The 17,424-nt window shown below is 35.2% G+C and carries 10 protein-coding genes and 1 tRNA gene; 5 read left to right on the plus strand and 6 right to left on the minus strand.

From position 1 onward, the window contains the following. Positions 1-186: 186 nt before the first annotated feature. The 4 genes from FJOH_RS24505 to FJOH_RS26890 all read right to left on the minus strand — a co-directional run bounded on the left by FJOH_RS24505 (position 187) and on the right by FJOH_RS26890 (position 5,260). Positions 187-1,608 (minus strand): RtcB family protein, encoded by a 1,422-nt coding sequence (locus FJOH_RS24505; protein ID WP_012026710.1) that lies wholly within the window; start codon positions 1,606-1,608, stop codon positions 187-189. 73 nt (positions 1,609-1,681) lie between these two features. Beyond that, positions 1,682-2,242: a hypothetical protein gene (locus tag FJOH_RS24510; RefSeq protein ID WP_012026711.1), complete on the minus strand. Its 561-nt coding sequence runs from the start codon at positions 2,240-2,242 to the stop codon at positions 1,682-1,684. Positions 2,243-2,645: 403 nt separating this feature from the next. After that, positions 2,646-4,886, minus strand: a complete 2,241-nt coding sequence (locus tag FJOH_RS24515) for a hypothetical protein (protein WP_012026712.1) — start codon at positions 4,884-4,886, stop codon at positions 2,646-2,648. Between the two features lie 256 nt (positions 4,887-5,142). Continuing rightward, a tRNA-OTHER gene (locus tag FJOH_RS26890) sits at positions 5,143-5,260 on the minus strand. 961 nt (positions 5,261-6,221) lie between these two features. Between FJOH_RS26890 and FJOH_RS24520 the strand changes: the two genes are divergently transcribed. Beyond that, positions 6,222-6,869 carry an HD domain-containing protein gene (locus FJOH_RS24520; protein ID WP_012026713.1) on the plus strand — a complete coding sequence of 216 codons (648 nt, stop codon included), beginning with the start codon at positions 6,222-6,224 and terminating at the stop codon, positions 6,867-6,869. A 232-nt stretch (positions 6,870-7,101) separates the two neighbouring features. Here the strand turns inward: FJOH_RS24520 and FJOH_RS24525 are convergent, their stop codons facing one another. Then, positions 7,102-8,103, minus strand: a complete 1,002-nt coding sequence (locus tag FJOH_RS24525; RefSeq protein ID WP_012026714.1) for a PorP/SprF family type IX secretion system membrane protein — start codon at positions 8,101-8,103, stop codon at positions 7,102-7,104. A 16-nt stretch (positions 8,104-8,119) separates the two neighbouring features. Further along, complete coding sequence (locus FJOH_RS24530; RefSeq protein WP_012026715.1) at positions 8,120-12,511, minus strand: PKD domain-containing protein; 4,392 nt, start codon at positions 12,509-12,511, stop codon at positions 8,120-8,122. Positions 12,512-12,823: 312 nt separating this feature from the next. Here FJOH_RS24530 and FJOH_RS24535 point away from each other — a divergent pair, with 312 nt between their 5' ends. The 4 genes from FJOH_RS24535 to FJOH_RS24550 all read left to right on the plus strand — a co-directional run bounded on the left by FJOH_RS24535 (position 12,824) and on the right by FJOH_RS24550 (position 17,369). Further along, on the plus strand, positions 12,824-13,861 hold the full coding sequence (locus tag FJOH_RS24535; RefSeq protein WP_012026716.1) for a helix-turn-helix transcriptional regulator: 1,038 nt from the start codon (positions 12,824-12,826) through the stop codon (positions 13,859-13,861). Between the two features lie 221 nt (positions 13,862-14,082). Then, the gene (locus FJOH_RS24540) at positions 14,083-14,541 is read left to right on the plus strand and encodes a MarR family winged helix-turn-helix transcriptional regulator (RefSeq protein ID WP_012026717.1); all 459 of its coding nucleotides are present in this window, start codon (positions 14,083-14,085) and stop codon (positions 14,539-14,541) included. Between the two features lie 34 nt (positions 14,542-14,575). After that, positions 14,576-16,966: a 3-hydroxyacyl-CoA dehydrogenase/enoyl-CoA hydratase family protein gene (locus FJOH_RS24545; RefSeq protein ID WP_012026718.1), complete on the plus strand. Its 2,391-nt coding sequence runs from the start codon at positions 14,576-14,578 to the stop codon at positions 16,964-16,966. A 49-nt stretch (positions 16,967-17,015) separates the two neighbouring features. After that, on the plus strand, positions 17,016-17,369 hold the full coding sequence (locus FJOH_RS24550; RefSeq protein ID WP_012026719.1) for a four helix bundle protein: 354 nt from the start codon (positions 17,016-17,018) through the stop codon (positions 17,367-17,369). The last annotated feature ends 55 nt before the right edge of the window (positions 17,370-17,424 follow it).

A 17,424-nucleotide genomic window follows, 5' to 3' on the forward strand; every position in this document is an offset into this window, starting at 1 on the left:
ACTAATTTCTCTTTAATTTAAAACCAACTGTTTTCCCTTGCTAAACTACCGCGACTTATTTGCTGCGAAGGAAGGATTTGAACCTTCGTCTTTTGGATTTATTTTAATTTTATTCATATTCTGTTACACGAACTGCAGCACACCTCTACACTGAAAACTGTGACTGAGACTGAATACTAAAAAAACTTAGTCTTCCTTGCTTCCGTCATCAGCCATTCTAACCAGTTTCGGCGTGAATTTGGCAACAACATCGACTAACTCTTTCTGCGCTTCCATAACCTGATTGATATCTTTATACGCCATTGGAGCTTCGTCCAGACCTGCTCCAATAAGCGTAACGCCATGATCTCTCAGTATCGATTTCATTTCGGTTTGTGTAATGTTTTTTATGGCTTGGGTTCTGCTCATTTGTCTTCCTGCTCCATGCGAAGCCGAATTAATGGCATTCTCCTCACCTTTTCCTCTCACCAAAAATCCCGGTGCGGTCATACTTCCCGGAATGATTCCCATAACGCCTTTTCCGGCTGGGGTTGCTCCTTTTCTATGTACGATCACTTCTTCGCCGTTCCAGATTTCTTTCCAGGCAAAATTATGATGGTTTTCGACTTTGGCTAAAATCGTCGCACCCAAAGCGCGTTCCATTTTGTTATGGATAATCTCATGACAAGCCGAAGCGTAATCTCCCGCCAAATTCATCGCAAGCCAGTATTCTTGTCCTAATTGCGAGTTCATATCCAGATACGCCAAGTTTTTGGCAACTTCTGGAAGTTTACATTCGTCTTTGGCTATTTTAGTATAATGTCCGGCAATGGTTGCTCCCATTCCGCGTGAACCAGAATGCGTTAACAAAGCGACGTATTTTCCTTTTGGGATATTCAAGACCGCATCGTCTTTCGCAAATTCCATGATTCCGAATTCCACAAAGTGATTCCCGCCACCCGAAGATCCTAATTGCGACCAGGCTTTATCTTTCAAATTCTTCACAAACGGATTCATATTAAACGTTTCGTTCTCTAAAACCGCATGATCTGATTTGTACTGACCGTGAAATCCGTGACCCGCTCCAAAAATGGAATTCGTAATTAATTCTTTTTTGAACTTCGCTTCGTTTTCAAAGTAAAAATCCTCTGGAATATCATAAACCGACAACGCCATTCTACATCCAATATCAACTCCAACACCATACGGAATAATGGCATTTTTTGTGGCTAAAACTCCGCCAATTGGTAATCCGTAACCTTGGTGTGCGTCTGGCATTAAAGCTCCCGCAACGGTAACTGGCAGTTTCATGGCCACTTCCATTTGTTTTCTGGCTCCGTCTTCGATATGATCCAATCCGTAAGCCGAATACGCATTCGGATTCTGATTTAAAGCAATGAAATCTTCTGGTTTTTCATTCGATTTTTCGATTAAAGCCACAGCCAGTTTGCTGAAGATTTTATCGTCTATATAGTTTTCTGGAGTTTCTAAGACGTTTTTGAAATTGGCAATCATTTCGTCTCTTGTGAATCCGTTTCTTTTGCTGTTTATTTTTAAGGCAATTCCAATTATTTTTCCTTCTGGGAATCCTAATTCTAATATATCTGTACCGTTTATTTGTGTTTTCATTTTTTTTCTTTTTTAAGGGACAAAGTGCCAGAGGTTCATAGGTGCAAAGGTTCTTTGCTGCTGCGCAGTTATTTTAAAATCGACTACCATTTTTTTGTTGTTGTAATAAAATCTCATGAATTCTTCTAATTTCAGCAATAATTGGCTCCATTTCATATTCTACGTTGAAAATTTTAAAAATATCCTTATCATAAAAATATGCTCTGAAAAATGTTCTATTATCATCTACAAAAGTTAATGGCCCCACATACTTTCGCGTTACTTTCCATGTAGAAAATTCTTTTAAAAAATCATCTAATTTTTCATCAAAATGTTCGATGTGATTCCGCATGTCTCGATTTTTTAAAACATTTGAATCATTAATTTCATAAACTTCGCGTAGTTTTTTCCCTCTAATTTTATAATGTACTTTTTTGCTTGAAGGCCAAAAAAATCTGGAAACTCCTCCCGCATTAAGAATAATATTCTCAAATAAATCTAGAATCATATCGTCATTTTTACAATGATAGTTCCTCTTCATCCAAAATTTATTTAATGATTTAGCATCATTTAAAACTGAATGTGTTTTCTTTAATAAAGATTCAATATAGAAAGCTTGATCAAAAGGATGGATTTCAAATTCTAAATTTCTCATATCTCTCAATTTATTTTTTCAAAGATTCAAATACTACTGCGCAGTTATTTTGCGTAGTTTTTTTTATTTCTCATTTTATGTCATTTCGACGAAGGAGAAATCTTCGCGAGAAGCTCTACAAAGATTGGCTTCTCTTTGCGGAGTTACTTGTGGAGATTTCTCCTTATGTCGAAATGACAAACTTTGTGGTTACTGTATCTTAAAGATTATTCTCACGCTCCCGATAGCTATCGGGATTGCAGATTCAGCAGATAAAAAATCCTTTTAATCCTCATAATCTGTGGCAAAAAAAACTTAGCGCCTTTGCGCCTTTGCGAGATTAAATTTACCAATCTTTACGGAGAGGCACAGCTGTGCGCCTCTACAAAACCTTTGTCACTTTGTTACTATGAACCTTTGCAACTTAATCAACCAATAATTGTGTAACAACCGCTGGGTTCATTGCCCATTGCGCTGTGTAAACCTCATCGGCAATTTCATTTTCGGTGATTGTTAAACCTTGAGCTTCCGCTTTTAGCTGTAACAAACTACCAATATTCAATTTGCTGTTTAGTTTTGCCAACAATGCCTGAACGCCTTTGAAATCCAATCCACCAACTACCTGACCTCCGAAAGTCATCTCTAACCAAACGATTTCTCTTTTGGCTACATCCAACACTCCAAAAACCAAACCTTTGGCAATATTCTGCGTTACACGAACCTGATGATCTACACACGACGGATCGTATGCTACACCTGTTTTCTCCGAAATTTTCATCGGATATTTGCTGTTCATCCAACCTACGACTAAATTTGGCGTAATACTTCCGTTGCTGTACGCGTTGCAAGTAAAAGTTACAAATTTTGCTTTGGCTTTTGCCAATTCGTCGATGTTGATATTGATATATTCGGCAGTTCCAATTTTATTCGGAATACTTCTGATATCACCGCTATGCTGACAACCTGTAGTCGTCAATCGGCTGAAAGAGCACATATCTAAGCGATCTTCGTATGCAATCTGACAGCTCAAATCCATATCTAAATGCTGCGCTGGCAAATCTTTACCCCACTGCATAAACAATCGCACTTCGTTTCCTTCAACTGGGAAACGTGTTCCCATTAAAGCAACTGGTAAATCCTGAACTGTATCGCTTCGATCTCCTATAGAAACCGGAATGTTAAACAATTGCGGATCGATATAGATTGTTTTATTGGTATTAGCAATTTTCGCAAATCGCTTTTTCATGGCCAAAAGACACAATTCTTCGATTTGATTTTTCATTGCTTCCAACTGAAAATCTTCGTACAACTTCAATAAAGCGTTTGCTTCAATTCTTTTGTTTGTTCCACCCAAAGGTTTCACACTTCTCTGCATGTTTTTATCAAAGTAATTTTGAGCATACATGTTTAAAGTAAACACCAACCGAGCCGGAACTTTATCGATGATTTCTTCAAAATGAGCAACAGTTTCCTCTGCTCCAAACCATAGCATGTTCGAAAATAACGAACGTGCAAATAATCCCGGACGTTGTTTTAATAATCCAAATGTTTTATCGGCATCAAATTTCAATCTTGACGAATCTACTTTGCTTTGCCAAACATCATACACTTGGTTGTAGAAAACATCCATTAAAAAGTTCAATTTCTCAAACCCTTTTCTTTTGCTGTATTCTGCCAAACGAAGCGCGCGGATAAAACGAACCCACATTCCTCTTTTTGGGTGCATGGTTTCGCACATCGCCTCCACTTCCATATTCATGTTGTTCAACCAATTTGCGACCATTAAACATTCTTTTCGGGAATATTTTAGTTTCAAATCTTTTTGAGATGCAATTCTGGCCTGAACGCTTGTATCTAAAACATTATGGAAATGCTGCGCATTTTTTGATGTTCTTTTGATAATCGTTTTTGGCTCAATAATTTGAAGCATTCCTGTGTTTTTATACCACAAGTATCGTAAGATATCTGTTGGCGTTTTCAAAAACTGAGACGCTTCGTCTTCTTTACCATTTTCGATCAAAAGATCGATTACGAGCATTAAAGTTTCCTTCATTGCCACTTCTGTTTTTGGCAAAGGCAAATATTGCATTGCCATTTTTAAACTATCTACCTGAGTAGCGTCTAAAGCGGTTTTAGATTGCAATAACGATATATAGAAATCATTTAAATCTTTTTCTGTCCACAATTCAAGCACTTTCATTTTGCTTCCTTGTCCGATGTTTTCCAGTTTTCCAAATTCAAACGGAGTTCCGCAGAACGGACAACCATTGTATCTTTCTAACGGAAAAGTATTATCTGGGATAATATGGCCGCATTGTAAAGTTGTTCCGTTTTTAGTTTTAAAAACGTTTCCGAAATACGTGATAATATGATCTATAACAGATTCATTGGTTGGAACGTTCCATTCTTTTACCAATGGCGTCCAGTTTTTATCTGTTCCTAAAACTTCTCTCAAAACTTCTAAAACCTCGATTTTATAAGTTGGGCTCACGTTGTTTAAAGCGTGAAGCAAAGATTCAGAAAATGTAAATCCAAGTTTAGAAACATTGGCTAAAAAAACTGAAGTTGTTCCTGATAAATTTTTAATATCATTCGTAATCATTTCTGATGGAATGAAAATAGCATTTTGACGTAAACTGATTTTTAATAATTCTTTTGTTTTCATTTTTTTAATTTTTAAAATTTAGATAATTGTGCTTCTGAGTTCTACCTAAAAGATTTTGAAGTAAGAAACACTTGACCTGAAATTGGAGTGTAATGAATTAACTAAGCTAAAATGGAGCGGGCTACCCCGAAAGAAGTAAGTTAATCTTGACCCTCGTTTTTTTATTAATGATAATTTTAAAACTTAATAACCAGCAACTTCCTTTCGGAAGTTAGGAGTCGAACCTAAGAAGTAAGTTTTAATTGACCATTAATTGTGAAGCAGGTGGGATTCGAACCCACGACCTGGACGTTAAAAGCGTAAGAAGTAAATTTTGATTGACCTTTGATTGATAATTTCAAAACTACCTGCTCTATCCGCTGAGCTACTGCTTCGTATATAATTGAATAAAAAGGTAATGGTGTAAGTGTGTACATTGGAAAGTGTTTTCGAAGTAACTCAAACTTGACCTGTTTTATTCTTTTTTTATTTCTATGAACGTTTGTTTTTATTTCTGAACAAAGATTTCAAAACTAGTACGCAGTTATTTTGCGTAGTGAAATTTTTGTTTTCATTTTTTAGAAATACTATTTGTTTTATTTCTTGAACAAAGATTTCAAAACCACTACGCAATTATTTTGCGCAGTAAAAAAGAATTTTAAATTTGAGTGAAAATTAATTTAAAAAAAGCACGTAAGTCCCAGAACGAAGGTATATTTATAGATATTTTTAAATTACAAAAAAACACGAGTCCCAGAGGGACGATATATTTATAGCAATTTTAGGATTCATTTTAAAAGCCCCAGAGGGTTGGCATATTTATAGCTATTTTCAAATTACAAAAAACATAAGTCCCAGAGGGACGATATATTTATAGCCATTTCAGCATTCATTTCAAAAGCCCCAGCGGGGTGATATATTATTAATGAATATAAAAATTGAAGGTGTCGCTCCGCTGGAGCTTTTTAACCGTTGGATATAAATCGGCTATAAATATTTTGCTATAAATATCTAACTCCTCCGGAGCTTGGTAATACGTTGAATAATTGGCAATAAATATTTTGCTATAAATATCTAACTCCTCCGGAGCTTGGTAATACGTTGAATAATTGGCAATAAATATTTTGCTATAAATATCTAACTCCTCCGGAGCTTGGTAATACGTTGAATAATTGGCAATAAATATTTTGCTATAAATATCTAACTCCTCCGGAGCTTGGTAATACGTTGAATAATTGGCAATAAATATTTTGCTATAAATATTTAACTCCTCCGAAGCTTTTTACTACATTCAAATGTGATTAGTTATAATATTGTGCTTCGTTGGAGGTTTTAATAGATTAAATAAAATACAACATGAATTTAGAGAAAATTTATTCTGAATTACTTTCGAATATTGGCTTTTCAGCAAATGAAATACAGAAAAACTGGATTGACTTAGAAAAGGCATATTCTAAAAAATCAAGACATTATCATAATCTCACGCATTTAAAAGAAATGACTGCCAGTTTTGAAACGTATCGTGATAAACTTCAAAATCCGAATGAAGTATTATTTTCTATCTTTTATCATGATTATGTGTATTCCGCTTCAAAGAAAGATAACGAACTCAAAAGTGCCGAATATGCTGTATCTATTTTTACAGATGATAAACCCGACAGGTTTCAAAAACCTGTCGGGTTTGCGGAATTTGATCGTCAATTAGTTTTTGATGCGATTTGTGCAACACAGCAGCATCAGCAAAATGTAATTGAAGATATTAATTGGTTAATCGATTTTGATTTGAAAATCCTTGCTAAAGATTGGGAAGATTATAAAATCTATTTTGAGCAAATTAGAAAAGAATACCGCATTTATCCTGATTTTCTCTACAAACCCGGGCGCGCCAAAGCCTTGACGCATTTTCTGGAGAATGAATTTATTTTTCAGACTGAGGAATTCAGAGGTTTATATGAGGAAAAAGCGAGAGCAAATATTGAAAAGGAGATTTTATTATTAACGTAGATAATATGCATACGTTGTTAAACCCGACAGGTTTTGAAAACCTGTCGGGTTTGTTATCGAAACAATGTTATGAGACGAAATTTAATTATTACCGTAAATGCGTGAGGGATTGAGGCGGTATCTCCCGATTTAGAAAAACAAGGCTTTTTAGCCGTAGTTTTTCTAAATCGGGAATAAAGCCGAAAGCCCGACCCGTAGGGACACGCCCATATTATGCAAAGGTTTGCTGAAGCTAATTTCCTGAGTAATTAGGACAGCCAAAACATTTTCTGCGGAGATCAAACTGATAGGTTAAAGAAAGCTCATAAATACCTCCTGTTTTTCCAATTTTGGTTGTATTAAAATCATAAGAAAAACCTAGTCTTAAATGTTCGTACTGCAATCCTGTCAATAAATTTACTGAGGTCATTAAATCGCCGTTGGCACCATTTTTTGCTGGATTTGTAACCGCTGTAGCTCCAAAAAATATCTTTTCGAATAATATAGAAGCTCCTAAGTCAAGTCTGTTGTATCGGCCTTGCTGCATATAATTTGAAGTTAGAAAAAACTTTGTTTCATACGGAAGCAGCAATACGTCTATATAATCTATTATCAAAAATTCGTAGCCGGCACTCAGCGAAAAAAAGGTGTTTAAAGGCACGTTTCCTTCAGAGCTAAATGCAATATTGGGTCTGTTAAGATGTTTCATTGACAGACCTATCCAGGCTTTGTCTGTATTGAAAACCATTCCGGCAGAGACATCAAAAAATGTGGCTTTTCTGTTGAGCAGCATAGGATCCATTGAACTGGTATTAATAACTCCTGTTCGTATGTTAATCTGATCTTCGAGCAGTAAATTCTGGAACGCAAATGATTTTAATCCAAATCCGGCTTCTATTCCGGGTCTAAATTCCCAATAATCATTCAGCCTTACTTTGTAAGCATAATTTGCGTTTAATTGAGAGAAATTATAATTGGTTACATTTTCCCTTTGGTTTAAAAAGCTGATTCCTAAACCGCTGTTCATGCTGTCACTCCATGTATTTACAAAAGCATAATCGGTGTCGATTCTAAGGTCTAATTCCGGCCATTGTTCACGGTGAATTATACCTGCATAGGTAGTTTCCATAAAACCTGTAAATCCGGGATTTAAGGTTTCGGGTATTAAAAAATATTGTGTAAAAATAGGATCCTGAGCTCTTGCCTTTGTAAATAAGCAACATGCAATTATTATGGTAAATAGTTTTAATTTCATTGGTAATTCTGGCTGCTTATTTAATTAGTGTAAAGGCTCCTTTTTCGACTATAGTATGGTTGTAAAAGGTTTTTAAGATTATTTTGTAATAGTAATTTCCATTTTCGGCATCAATATCTTTTACTTTACCATTCCAGCCTCTAATATTGGTTCCTTTCTCTGTATAAATTACACCGCCCCATGTATCAAAAACATCCAGTGTTATATCTGATAATCCTAAAAATACCGGAGCAAACGTATCATTATATCCATCATTATTAGGAGTAAAAGCATTTGGCATTATGAGACTGTAACCTTTCTCAACTTTAATGGTTGCTGAATAAGAATATTGACAGCCAAAAGGATAAGTGACAGTTTGCTTAATAGTATAGGTTCCTACTTTAGTATAAATATGTTTTGGATTTTCTTCATTTGAAAAATTACCGTCTCCAAAATCCCATGAAATCAATGTAAAATCTCCTGTAGCTAAATTGGTAAACGTTATTGGATCGTAAATAGAGTATAAATCATACATATCTTTTCCATAAGATCCGGTTGAGAAATTAGCAGTACCCAAAACAGGTGTGTTGACATTGTATGCTACTTCGGCTTTACAGCCAAAACTGTCTGTTACGCTAAATATGACCAAACCATTATTTTCGGTATTCATAATTTCATTATTAGCTCCAGAAACTATTCCGTCTGACCAGTTTAAGGTATAAGGCGGAATCCCTCCTTTTACATGACCTACAAAGGTTTGTTTTACATATTTGGTTTCACAATTATGATCGGTTATTACTTCGATTGAAGGTGTAAGCTGATCAAATCTCATAATTGTCCAGGTATCAGATTGTTTACAGCCGTTAGCATCTGTTACAACTACGGTGTATTTTCCCGGAACAAGATTTACTAGGTCTTCTGTCCTGGCACCATTCGACCAGCTGTAAGTATAGGGCTGTGTACCTCCTGTTACAATTAGATTGACTGCTCCGGTATCGGATCTTGTACAATCTAAAGTATTAGAAACTTCTCCTTTTATTTCCAGCAATAATGGTTCTACAATTGTAAAAGTTTCTTTTATTTCACAATTTTTTGCATCGGTAATAGTTACAGAATACTTTCCTGGCCCTATATTATTTCTTTCAATTCCAGCAGTCGCATCATCATCCCAAACAAGTCGCACAGGAGCTTTGCCTCCTACGAGATTTAAACGTATGTGTGCATCTTTCTGACCAAAACAAGAAATCTGCCTTACATCTGGTTTTATCGTAAATACCGGCGCATTGTCTATAACTATTGTAAACACTTTTGGACAGCCTAAAGCATCTGTAATCGTTATTACATAAGTCCCAGCCGATAAGTTATTCTGTACACGTCCTGAACCTAAATTACTCCATTTAATAATATATGGCTCTCCCGTTGCAAAAGGAACACCACCTGTAATGTTATTTATAGTAATCGAAGCATCGGCATAATTATAACACGCTATTTCGGTTTTTGTATAATCTAACTTTATTTCGTCATTTTGAAGCAGCACAACCTGTAAATTAGAAACACAGCCAGAATTATCAGTAACGGTTAAATTATAAGTTCCGGCAGCTAAATTTCTCGGATTTTGAACTGTGCTTCTATATCCATTTGGTCCAGTCCAGTTGTATCGGTAATTAAATATTCCCGGAGAAATTTCTGTTGCTCTTCCTCCCGTAGTTGTTACATTAATTTCGCCGGTTGAATATCCATAACACAATATATCTACCTGGCTTACATAACTAACTTTTAACAACGGAGGTTCAATTATCGTAAAACTTCTATTCAGGACATCACAGGAATTTACTTCTGTAATGGTAACATTATAATCACCAGGTCCTAAATTGGCCGGATTTCCGGTATTAGCAGTATAAGGCGCTCCGTTTTTAGTCCATACATAAGTGTAAGGCAGAGTTCCTCCAGATACTGACACATTAATTCTTCCGTCATTTAAACCAAAACAGGTAATGTCATTTTTAGATTCTCCAACAACCTGAAATTTACCTGGTTCGCTGACATAATAACTTTGATTGAAAGGACATCTTCCGTTATCAATAACTCTTAAATTATAATATCCCGGTTTTAAGTTTGAAATATTTTGATCTGAACTTGCAAATCCGTTAGGACCTGTCCAGGAAAAATTATATGGATTTCCTGTTGCAAAAGGAATTCCACCAGCAACAGCAATAGTTATACTTCCGTCATTTGAGCCAAAACAAGTACCTGTTTTTATTGTTTCAGTAACTTTAATTAATGGGTCGACCGTTACTGTAATTGTAAAATCTGGTCCCGGACAAACCGTAGATATTGGCGATACAGTATACGTAACTGTTGCCGGTGCATTTGTATTATTGGTAAGTGTCTGACTAATATTTGTTCTTGGAGATGATTGTGCAAAGGCACCGCTTACAGCTACAGGAGGAGAAACTACAGGAGCAGACCATACATAGGTCGTTCCTGCCGGAACATTATCTGTTCCGTTTGTAAATGGTGTAACCTGAAAAGATGCTCCGCTGCATATCTGTACAGATTTTGGTGTTATAACAGGAGATAAAACTGTATTAACAGAAAAATTTTGTGTTTTTGTGGTAGTACCACAGCTGTTCGTTACACTAAAAGTTGCCTGATAATTTCCACTGACTGTATAATTAATTGACCCCGGATCAAGTAAAGTTGACGATGAAGGCGTTCCTCCGGGAAAACTCCATAAATAGGTAATTTCGCTGGCCGGAGCACAAGTTTCTTCTACCTTTCCGACTGGTTTAATTGTTGCCGAATTACAAAAATCAGATATCTTTTCTAATGTAATTACCGGCGGTTTTTTCACCTGAATAGTTTTTACAATCGAACGGTCTATTCCGCAGGAGTTTCTTGTAGTTAATCTAACATAATAAGTTCCCGGCATTACAAAATTAAATACTGGCTCTTTTGAATAAGAATAAGTACCATTAGCAAAATTCCACTGTCCTCTTCCTGCCCCCGGAACTGACTCTTTACCGCAAAATCCTTCAACATAATTAATTACTTCCCAATAATAGCTTTCTACACCACAGCTTAAACTTGTATCTGTAGTATTTGTAATTTGTAAATTACTGGCTGCACAAGCATTACCAAAAGTAAAATTGGGTTCCAAAATTGGTTCAACACATATTTGTCTTGTTGCCGTATTGCCTATTCCACAAGGCGTTTGTGCCCTTAATGTAATTGTATAAGTTCCTGGTCTTGTATATACGTGTGCAGGATTTACTTCTCTCGATACCGGAGTTCCGTCTCCAAAATCCCACGTGTAAACATTGTATGTACTGCAGCCATTAGTATAACCAGCCATTGTGGTATTGCTAAAATAAGCGTAAGTATTAGCACATATTATACTGTTTACATTAAAACTTACGGTTGGTACATCTAAAATAATAATAGGACCAGCTGTTAAATAAGTGCTCCCGCAAGATGTTGTTATCGTTAAAGTTACTGTATTTCCAGACGGACAATTAAATCGTGTAAAAGTATGCGGAATAGGAAAGTTTTGCGACGCACCAGGATTTGCACTATTGTAATAAGGTGAACTTTCTAATTGTTGCTGCGTATAATTTTGGAACGTACCATCTCCATAATTTACCTGATAATTGGTATCAGACGGATTCAGTCCCCATGATCCTATTGCAAAATCCATTGGAGGAACCGGTGTACATAAATTGGTAGTATTACCCGGCGCAATAAGAGCACCTATTGGATTATTAGAATTTTTTACAACATAAGTGATCGAATTACTGCAGGAATTTGTTCCTAAGGCAGTAATCGTCATATTAAACGCCCCTAATTTTTGATATTCATGGGTTCTGGGAAACGTAACGTTTGTTTCTGAAGTACCATCCCCCCAATTGACATTATAAGAAGTAATACAGGAAACCGAAGCCGAACTATTTCCTACATTAATTGTATACTTAGGATTCGAGTTATTATCACCGCATCGCTCAAAAGGTTTCGCAGATCCAGCCGCATTTAAATCTACAAACTTTAAATCAGGCTTTTGTGCAACTGAAACAGTTTTTACAACAGTATTTATCTCACCATTTGCATCTGTAACAGTAAGTCTTACGGTAAAATTTTGGAATCCGCAGCCAAGTGCTGTAAAAGTATGATTCGGATTATTAACTGTCGATGTAGTTCCATCACCAAAATCCCAGCTGTAAACAAAAGGAGCTGCACCGCTCACTATTGCGTTGAATGTTACCGGTGTACCGGAACAGCTGTTATTATTTGTAAAATTAAAATCTACAGAAGGGGGAACAGTTAAATTATAACTATTAAAAAACAGGTTTGAATTATCATCTGCATGAAGAGCAAACACTGAAGTGGTTATTAAAAAAATAAAGCTTAAAGGCAGTAAGTAAAGTTTCCCCATATATGTCGAATCAAATTTGTGCGTAAAAGTATATGATTTTTTAACATAAAAAAATATTAAAAAACCGATTTAAAATCAATATGTTAAATTTTAGTACGCAACACTATTGCGTATTAAGATTAAATGAAATATTTTTAATGAAAAATGAATAGTAATCATATGTAAATCACGCAAAGACATCAAATAGTAAAGTTTTTATTTACAGCCACAGATTAAGGATTAAAATGATTTCAAAAATCTGCTTAAATCTGCCAGATCAGCGTGAAACAAAAAACTTAGTGCTTTAGTGACTTTGCAGCAAACAAAAACATAATGTCACAAAACAAAAACGCCTTAATACGATACAAAACAATCGATAAATGCCTCCAGAATAAATACAGGCAATGGTCTCTCGAAGATTTAATCGAAGAATGCTCTGAAGCTTTATTTGAATATGAAGGAAGACAAAACCCAATAAGTAAGCGAACCATTCAGATGGATATTCAGCTGATGCGAAGTGAAAAACTGGGTTATAATGCGCCAATCGTAGTTTACGATAAAAAGTATTATAAATATGAAGACGAAGATTTTTCGATAACCGATATTCCGCTGACGGAAACCGATATGAATGTTTTGACAGAAACGGTTTCTATGCTGAAACAGTTTAAAGATTTCTCTTTATTTAATGATGTATCAGATATTCTACAGCGATTGGAAGATAAAATCTACGCCGAAAAATCGCATACTAAACCCGTTATTTATCTGGATAAAAATGATAAACTAAAAGGACTCCATTATCTGGACGAAATCTATCAGGCAATTATCAAAAAAATGGTTCTCATTATTACGTATAAATCTTTTAAATCTGCTGAAGAAAGCAAATTCCACTTTCATCCTTTCATATTGAAGGAATTCAATAACCGCTGGTTTTTAATTGGAAAGAAGAAAGCCTCACAGCCGATTACCAATTTAGCATTGGACAGAATCATTTCTATTGATTACGATTTTAATCATCCTTATTTAGAAGAAGATTTTGATGCTGATAATTTTTATAAAGATGTAATTGGTGTTACGGTGAATTCAGGATTGAATGCAAGACGAATTGAGTTATGGGTCGATGCTTCAAATGCGCCTTATGTACTTACAAAACCTCTGCATACTTCTCAGCGGTTAATTAAACAAAACAAAGACGGAAGTGTCATTATACACATATATGTAATCCCAAATTACGAGATGGAAAGGCTTTTATTAGGTTTTGGAAGCTGTTTGGAGATTTTAAAGCCAGAAGGTCTGAGAAATCGTATGAAAAAGATTCTCCAGGATGCGATTTCACGCTACGATTCTGAAAAACCAACTGAAATAAATGCATAATTTTTTACGGAATATAGAATTATATGCTTTTTAAAAATTAAAAAAAGATTTTTACCGCATTAAAAATGTTAAAATCTAAAAAAAGAATAGTATATTACACTTAAAATAAACCACCAAAACCCTCTAAATCAGGGATATTTTATAACTAACCAAAAAATTATTAAAAAATTATATGCATGCATAGTATTTTTTAATTATATTTGAAATCGATATAGTTACCTATGAAAGACAAAACGATAGATTATATTTTGAGAGCTACATGGCAGGCTGTTTCAAGAATGTATAATGAAGAAGCTGCTAAATACGACGCAACAATGGCGACAGGATTTGCTCTTTTAAGTATGGATAAGGAAGAAGGAACTCCATCAACCGCTTTGGGTCCTAGAATGGGCATGGAAGCAACCAGCTTAACAAGAACACTTAAATCTATGGAAGAAAAAGGTTTAATTGTTCGCAAAAAAAACCCAAGCGACGGCCGAGGTGTTTTAATCTACCTGACCGATTTTGGGAAAGAAAAAAGAGATTTATCTAAAAATACAGTTCTAAAGTTTAATGAAACCGTTAGAAAACATGTTTCAGAAGAAAAACTGAATCATTTTATCGAAGTTTCTGAAATCATCAATGAACTGATTCACGATAAAAACATTTTTAATCAAATAGAAAACACAGAAAAAGAATAATATTCTTTTCCTCCTACAAACAAATAATAACAATATGAAACGCACAATTAAAAAAGTTGCTGTAATTGGATCCGGAATTATGGGTTCAGGTATAGCTTGTCATTTTGCTAACATTGGTGTCGAAGTTTTACTTCTTGACATTGTACCGCGTGAATTGACCGAAGCTGAAGCTAAAAAAGGGTTAACACTTGAAAGTAAAGCCGTTCGTAACCGTGTGGTAAACGAACATTTGGCGAATTCATTAAAATCAAAACCATCTCCTATTTACAGTCAGAAATTCGCAAATAGAATCACGACTGGAAATACAACAGATGATATGGCAAAAATTGCCAATGTTGACTGGATTATCGAGGTTGTTGTAGAGCGTTTAGACATTAAGAAATTAGTTTTTGAACAAATCGAGAAATTCCGTAAACCCGGAACTTTGGTTACTTCAAACACTTCTGGTATTCCAATTCATTTTATGAGTGAAGGAAGAAGCGAAGATTTCCAACAGCACTTCTGCGGAACCCACTTTTTTAACCCTGCGCGTTACTTAAAATTATTTGAAATTATTCCTGGTCCAAAAACTTCAACTGAAGTATTGGATTTCTTAAACGAATACGGATCTAAATTCTTAGGAAAAACTTCGGTTGTTGCTAAAGATACTCCTGCGTTTATTGGAAACAGAATTGGGATTTACGGAATCCAAAGTTTATTCCATTTAGTTAAAGAAATGGGATTAACGATTGAAGAAGTTGATAAATTGACTGGACCAGTAATTGGCCGTCCAAAATCGGCTACTTTCCGTACAGTTGACGTTGTTGGTTTAGATACTTTGGTACACGTTGCCAATGGTATTTACGAAAACTGCCCGAACGACGAACAACACGAATTGTTCAAACTTCCTGATTTCATCAACAAAATGATGGAAAATAATTGGTTAGGGAGCAAAACTGGACAAGGTTTTTATAAAAAAGTAGATAAAGATATTCTTTCTTTAGACTTAAATACATTAGAATACCGCGCTGCGAAAAAAGCAAATTTTGCTACTCTTGAACTAACAAAAACTATCGATAAACCTATCAATCGTTTTAAAGTTTTAGTGAAAGGAACAGACAAAGCGGGAGAATTCTATCGTAAGAGTTTCGCCGGAATGTTTGCTTATGTGTCAAACAGAGTTCCAGAAATCTCAGACGAATTATACAAAATTGACGATGCCATGAAAGCTGGTTTTGGATGGGAAAATGGTCCATTCGAAATCTGGGATGCAATTGGTGTTGCCAAAGGAATTGAAATCATGAAAGCTGAAGGTTTAGAGCCTGCTGCATGGGTTACTGAAATGCTGGCTTCTGGAAGCGATAGTTTCTATACTGTAAAAGAAGGAGCAACTTATTTCTATAACATTCCAACAAAATCTCAAGTAAAAGTTCCTGGACAAGATTCATTTATTATCCTAAACAACATTCGCGAAAGCAAAAAAGTTTGGAGCAACAGTGGTGCAATCATTCAGGATTTAGGAGACGGAATCTTGAACTTAGAATTCCAATCTAAAATGAATACAATTGGTGGCGATGTACTTACTGCTATCAATAAAGCAATCGACTTATCTGAAAAAGAATATCAAGGCTTAGTTATTGGAAACCAAGCAGCTAATTTCTCAGTTGGAGCTAATATCGGAATGATTTTCATGATGGCAGTTGAGCAGGAATACGACGAATTAAACATGGCAATTAAATTGTTCCAAGATACCATGATGCGTGTTCGTTACTCTTCTATTCCAGTTGTAGTGGCACCTCACGGAATGACTTTTGGTGGTGGTTGCGAAATGAGCTTACACGCTGATAAAGTGGTTGCTGCTGCAGAAACTTACATGGGATTAGTTGAATTTGGTGTTGGAGTTATCCCTGGTGGTGGTGGATCTAAAGAAATGACTTTAAGAGCATCTGATTTATTCCGCAAAAACGATGTGGAATTGAATGTTCTTCAAGAGTATTTCTTAACAATCGCAATGGCTAAAGTTTCGACTTCTGGTTATGAAGCTTTTGATACTGGACTTCTTCAACATGGAAAAGATGTTATTGTAGTAAACAAAGATCGTCAGATTGCAGAAGCTAAGAAACATGCTTTATTATTAGCAGAAGCCGGTTATACACAGCCTATCAGAAGAAACGATATTAAAGTTCTAGGAAAACAAGCTTTAGGTATGTTCTTAGTGGGAACAGATCAAATGCAGGCTGGAAAATACATTTCTGAGCACGACAAGAAAATCGCTAACAAACTGGCTTATGTAATGGCTGGTGGTGATTTATCTGAAGCAACTTTAGTATCTGAACAATATTTATTAGATATCGAACGTGAAGCTTTCTTGAGTTTATGTACAGAACGTAAGACTTTAGAAAGAATTCAATACATGTTGACTAAAGGAAAACCGCTTAGAAATTAGTATTTGAGTATTAAGATCTGAGTATTAAGTATTAAGATTAAAAAGAATTATGCATCAATTTGAAAAGTTGAAAATCTGGCAGAAAGCTATGGATATAACTGAAAATGTATATAAAGTTTGTTCAGAATTACCCTCAGATGAGAAATTCAACTTAATAAGTCAAATAAAAAGATGTGCAGTATCTATTCCTTCAAATATAGCGGAAGGCTCTGGTAGAAATTCCAATAATGAGTTTGCTCATTTTTTAGGAATTGCAAATGGTTCGACTTATGAATTAATCACTCAATTAATGATTTCAAAACGTTTGAAATTAATAGCTGAAGAAAAAATATCAACTATAATAAATGAATTAGTAGAAGTCAGCAACATGAATTTTGCGCTTCAAAGATCTCTAAAAAAATAATAACTATATCGATTGGCAGTCTTAATACTTAATACACCAATCTTAATACATTTTA

It is taken from the genome of Flavobacterium johnsoniae UW101, assembly GCF_000016645.1.
Lineage (GTDB): Bacteria > Bacteroidota > Bacteroidia > Flavobacteriales > Flavobacteriaceae > Flavobacterium > Flavobacterium johnsoniae.

What these genes read in the sequence shown, in the direction of transcription:
- FJOH_RS24505 (WP_012026710.1), bottom strand. Translation starts at nt 1,608, where the DNA reads ATGAAAACACAAATAAACGGTACAGATATATTAGAATTAGGATTCCCA.
- FJOH_RS24510 (WP_012026711.1), bottom strand. Translation starts at nt 2,242, where the DNA reads ATGAGAAATTTAGAATTTGAAATCCATCCTTTTGATCAAGCTTTCTAT.
- FJOH_RS24515 (WP_012026712.1), bottom strand. Translation starts at nt 4,886, where the DNA reads ATGAAAACAAAAGAATTATTAAAAATCAGTTTACGTCAAAATGCTATT.
- FJOH_RS24520 (WP_012026713.1), top strand. Translation starts at nt 6,222, where the DNA reads ATGAATTTAGAGAAAATTTATTCTGAATTACTTTCGAATATTGGCTTT.
- FJOH_RS24525 (WP_012026714.1), bottom strand. Translation starts at nt 8,103, where the DNA reads ATGAAATTAAAACTATTTACCATAATAATTGCATGTTGCTTATTTACA.
- FJOH_RS24530 (WP_012026715.1), bottom strand. Translation starts at nt 12,511, where the DNA reads ATGGGGAAACTTTACTTACTGCCTTTAAGCTTTATTTTTTTAATAACC.
- FJOH_RS24535 (WP_012026716.1), top strand. Translation starts at nt 12,824, where the DNA reads ATGTCACAAAACAAAAACGCCTTAATACGATACAAAACAATCGATAAA.
- FJOH_RS24540 (WP_012026717.1), top strand. Translation starts at nt 14,083, where the DNA reads ATGAAAGACAAAACGATAGATTATATTTTGAGAGCTACATGGCAGGCT.
- FJOH_RS24545 (WP_012026718.1), top strand. Translation starts at nt 14,576, where the DNA reads ATGAAACGCACAATTAAAAAAGTTGCTGTAATTGGATCCGGAATTATG.
- FJOH_RS24550 (WP_012026719.1), top strand. Translation starts at nt 17,016, where the DNA reads ATGCATCAATTTGAAAAGTTGAAAATCTGGCAGAAAGCTATGGATATA.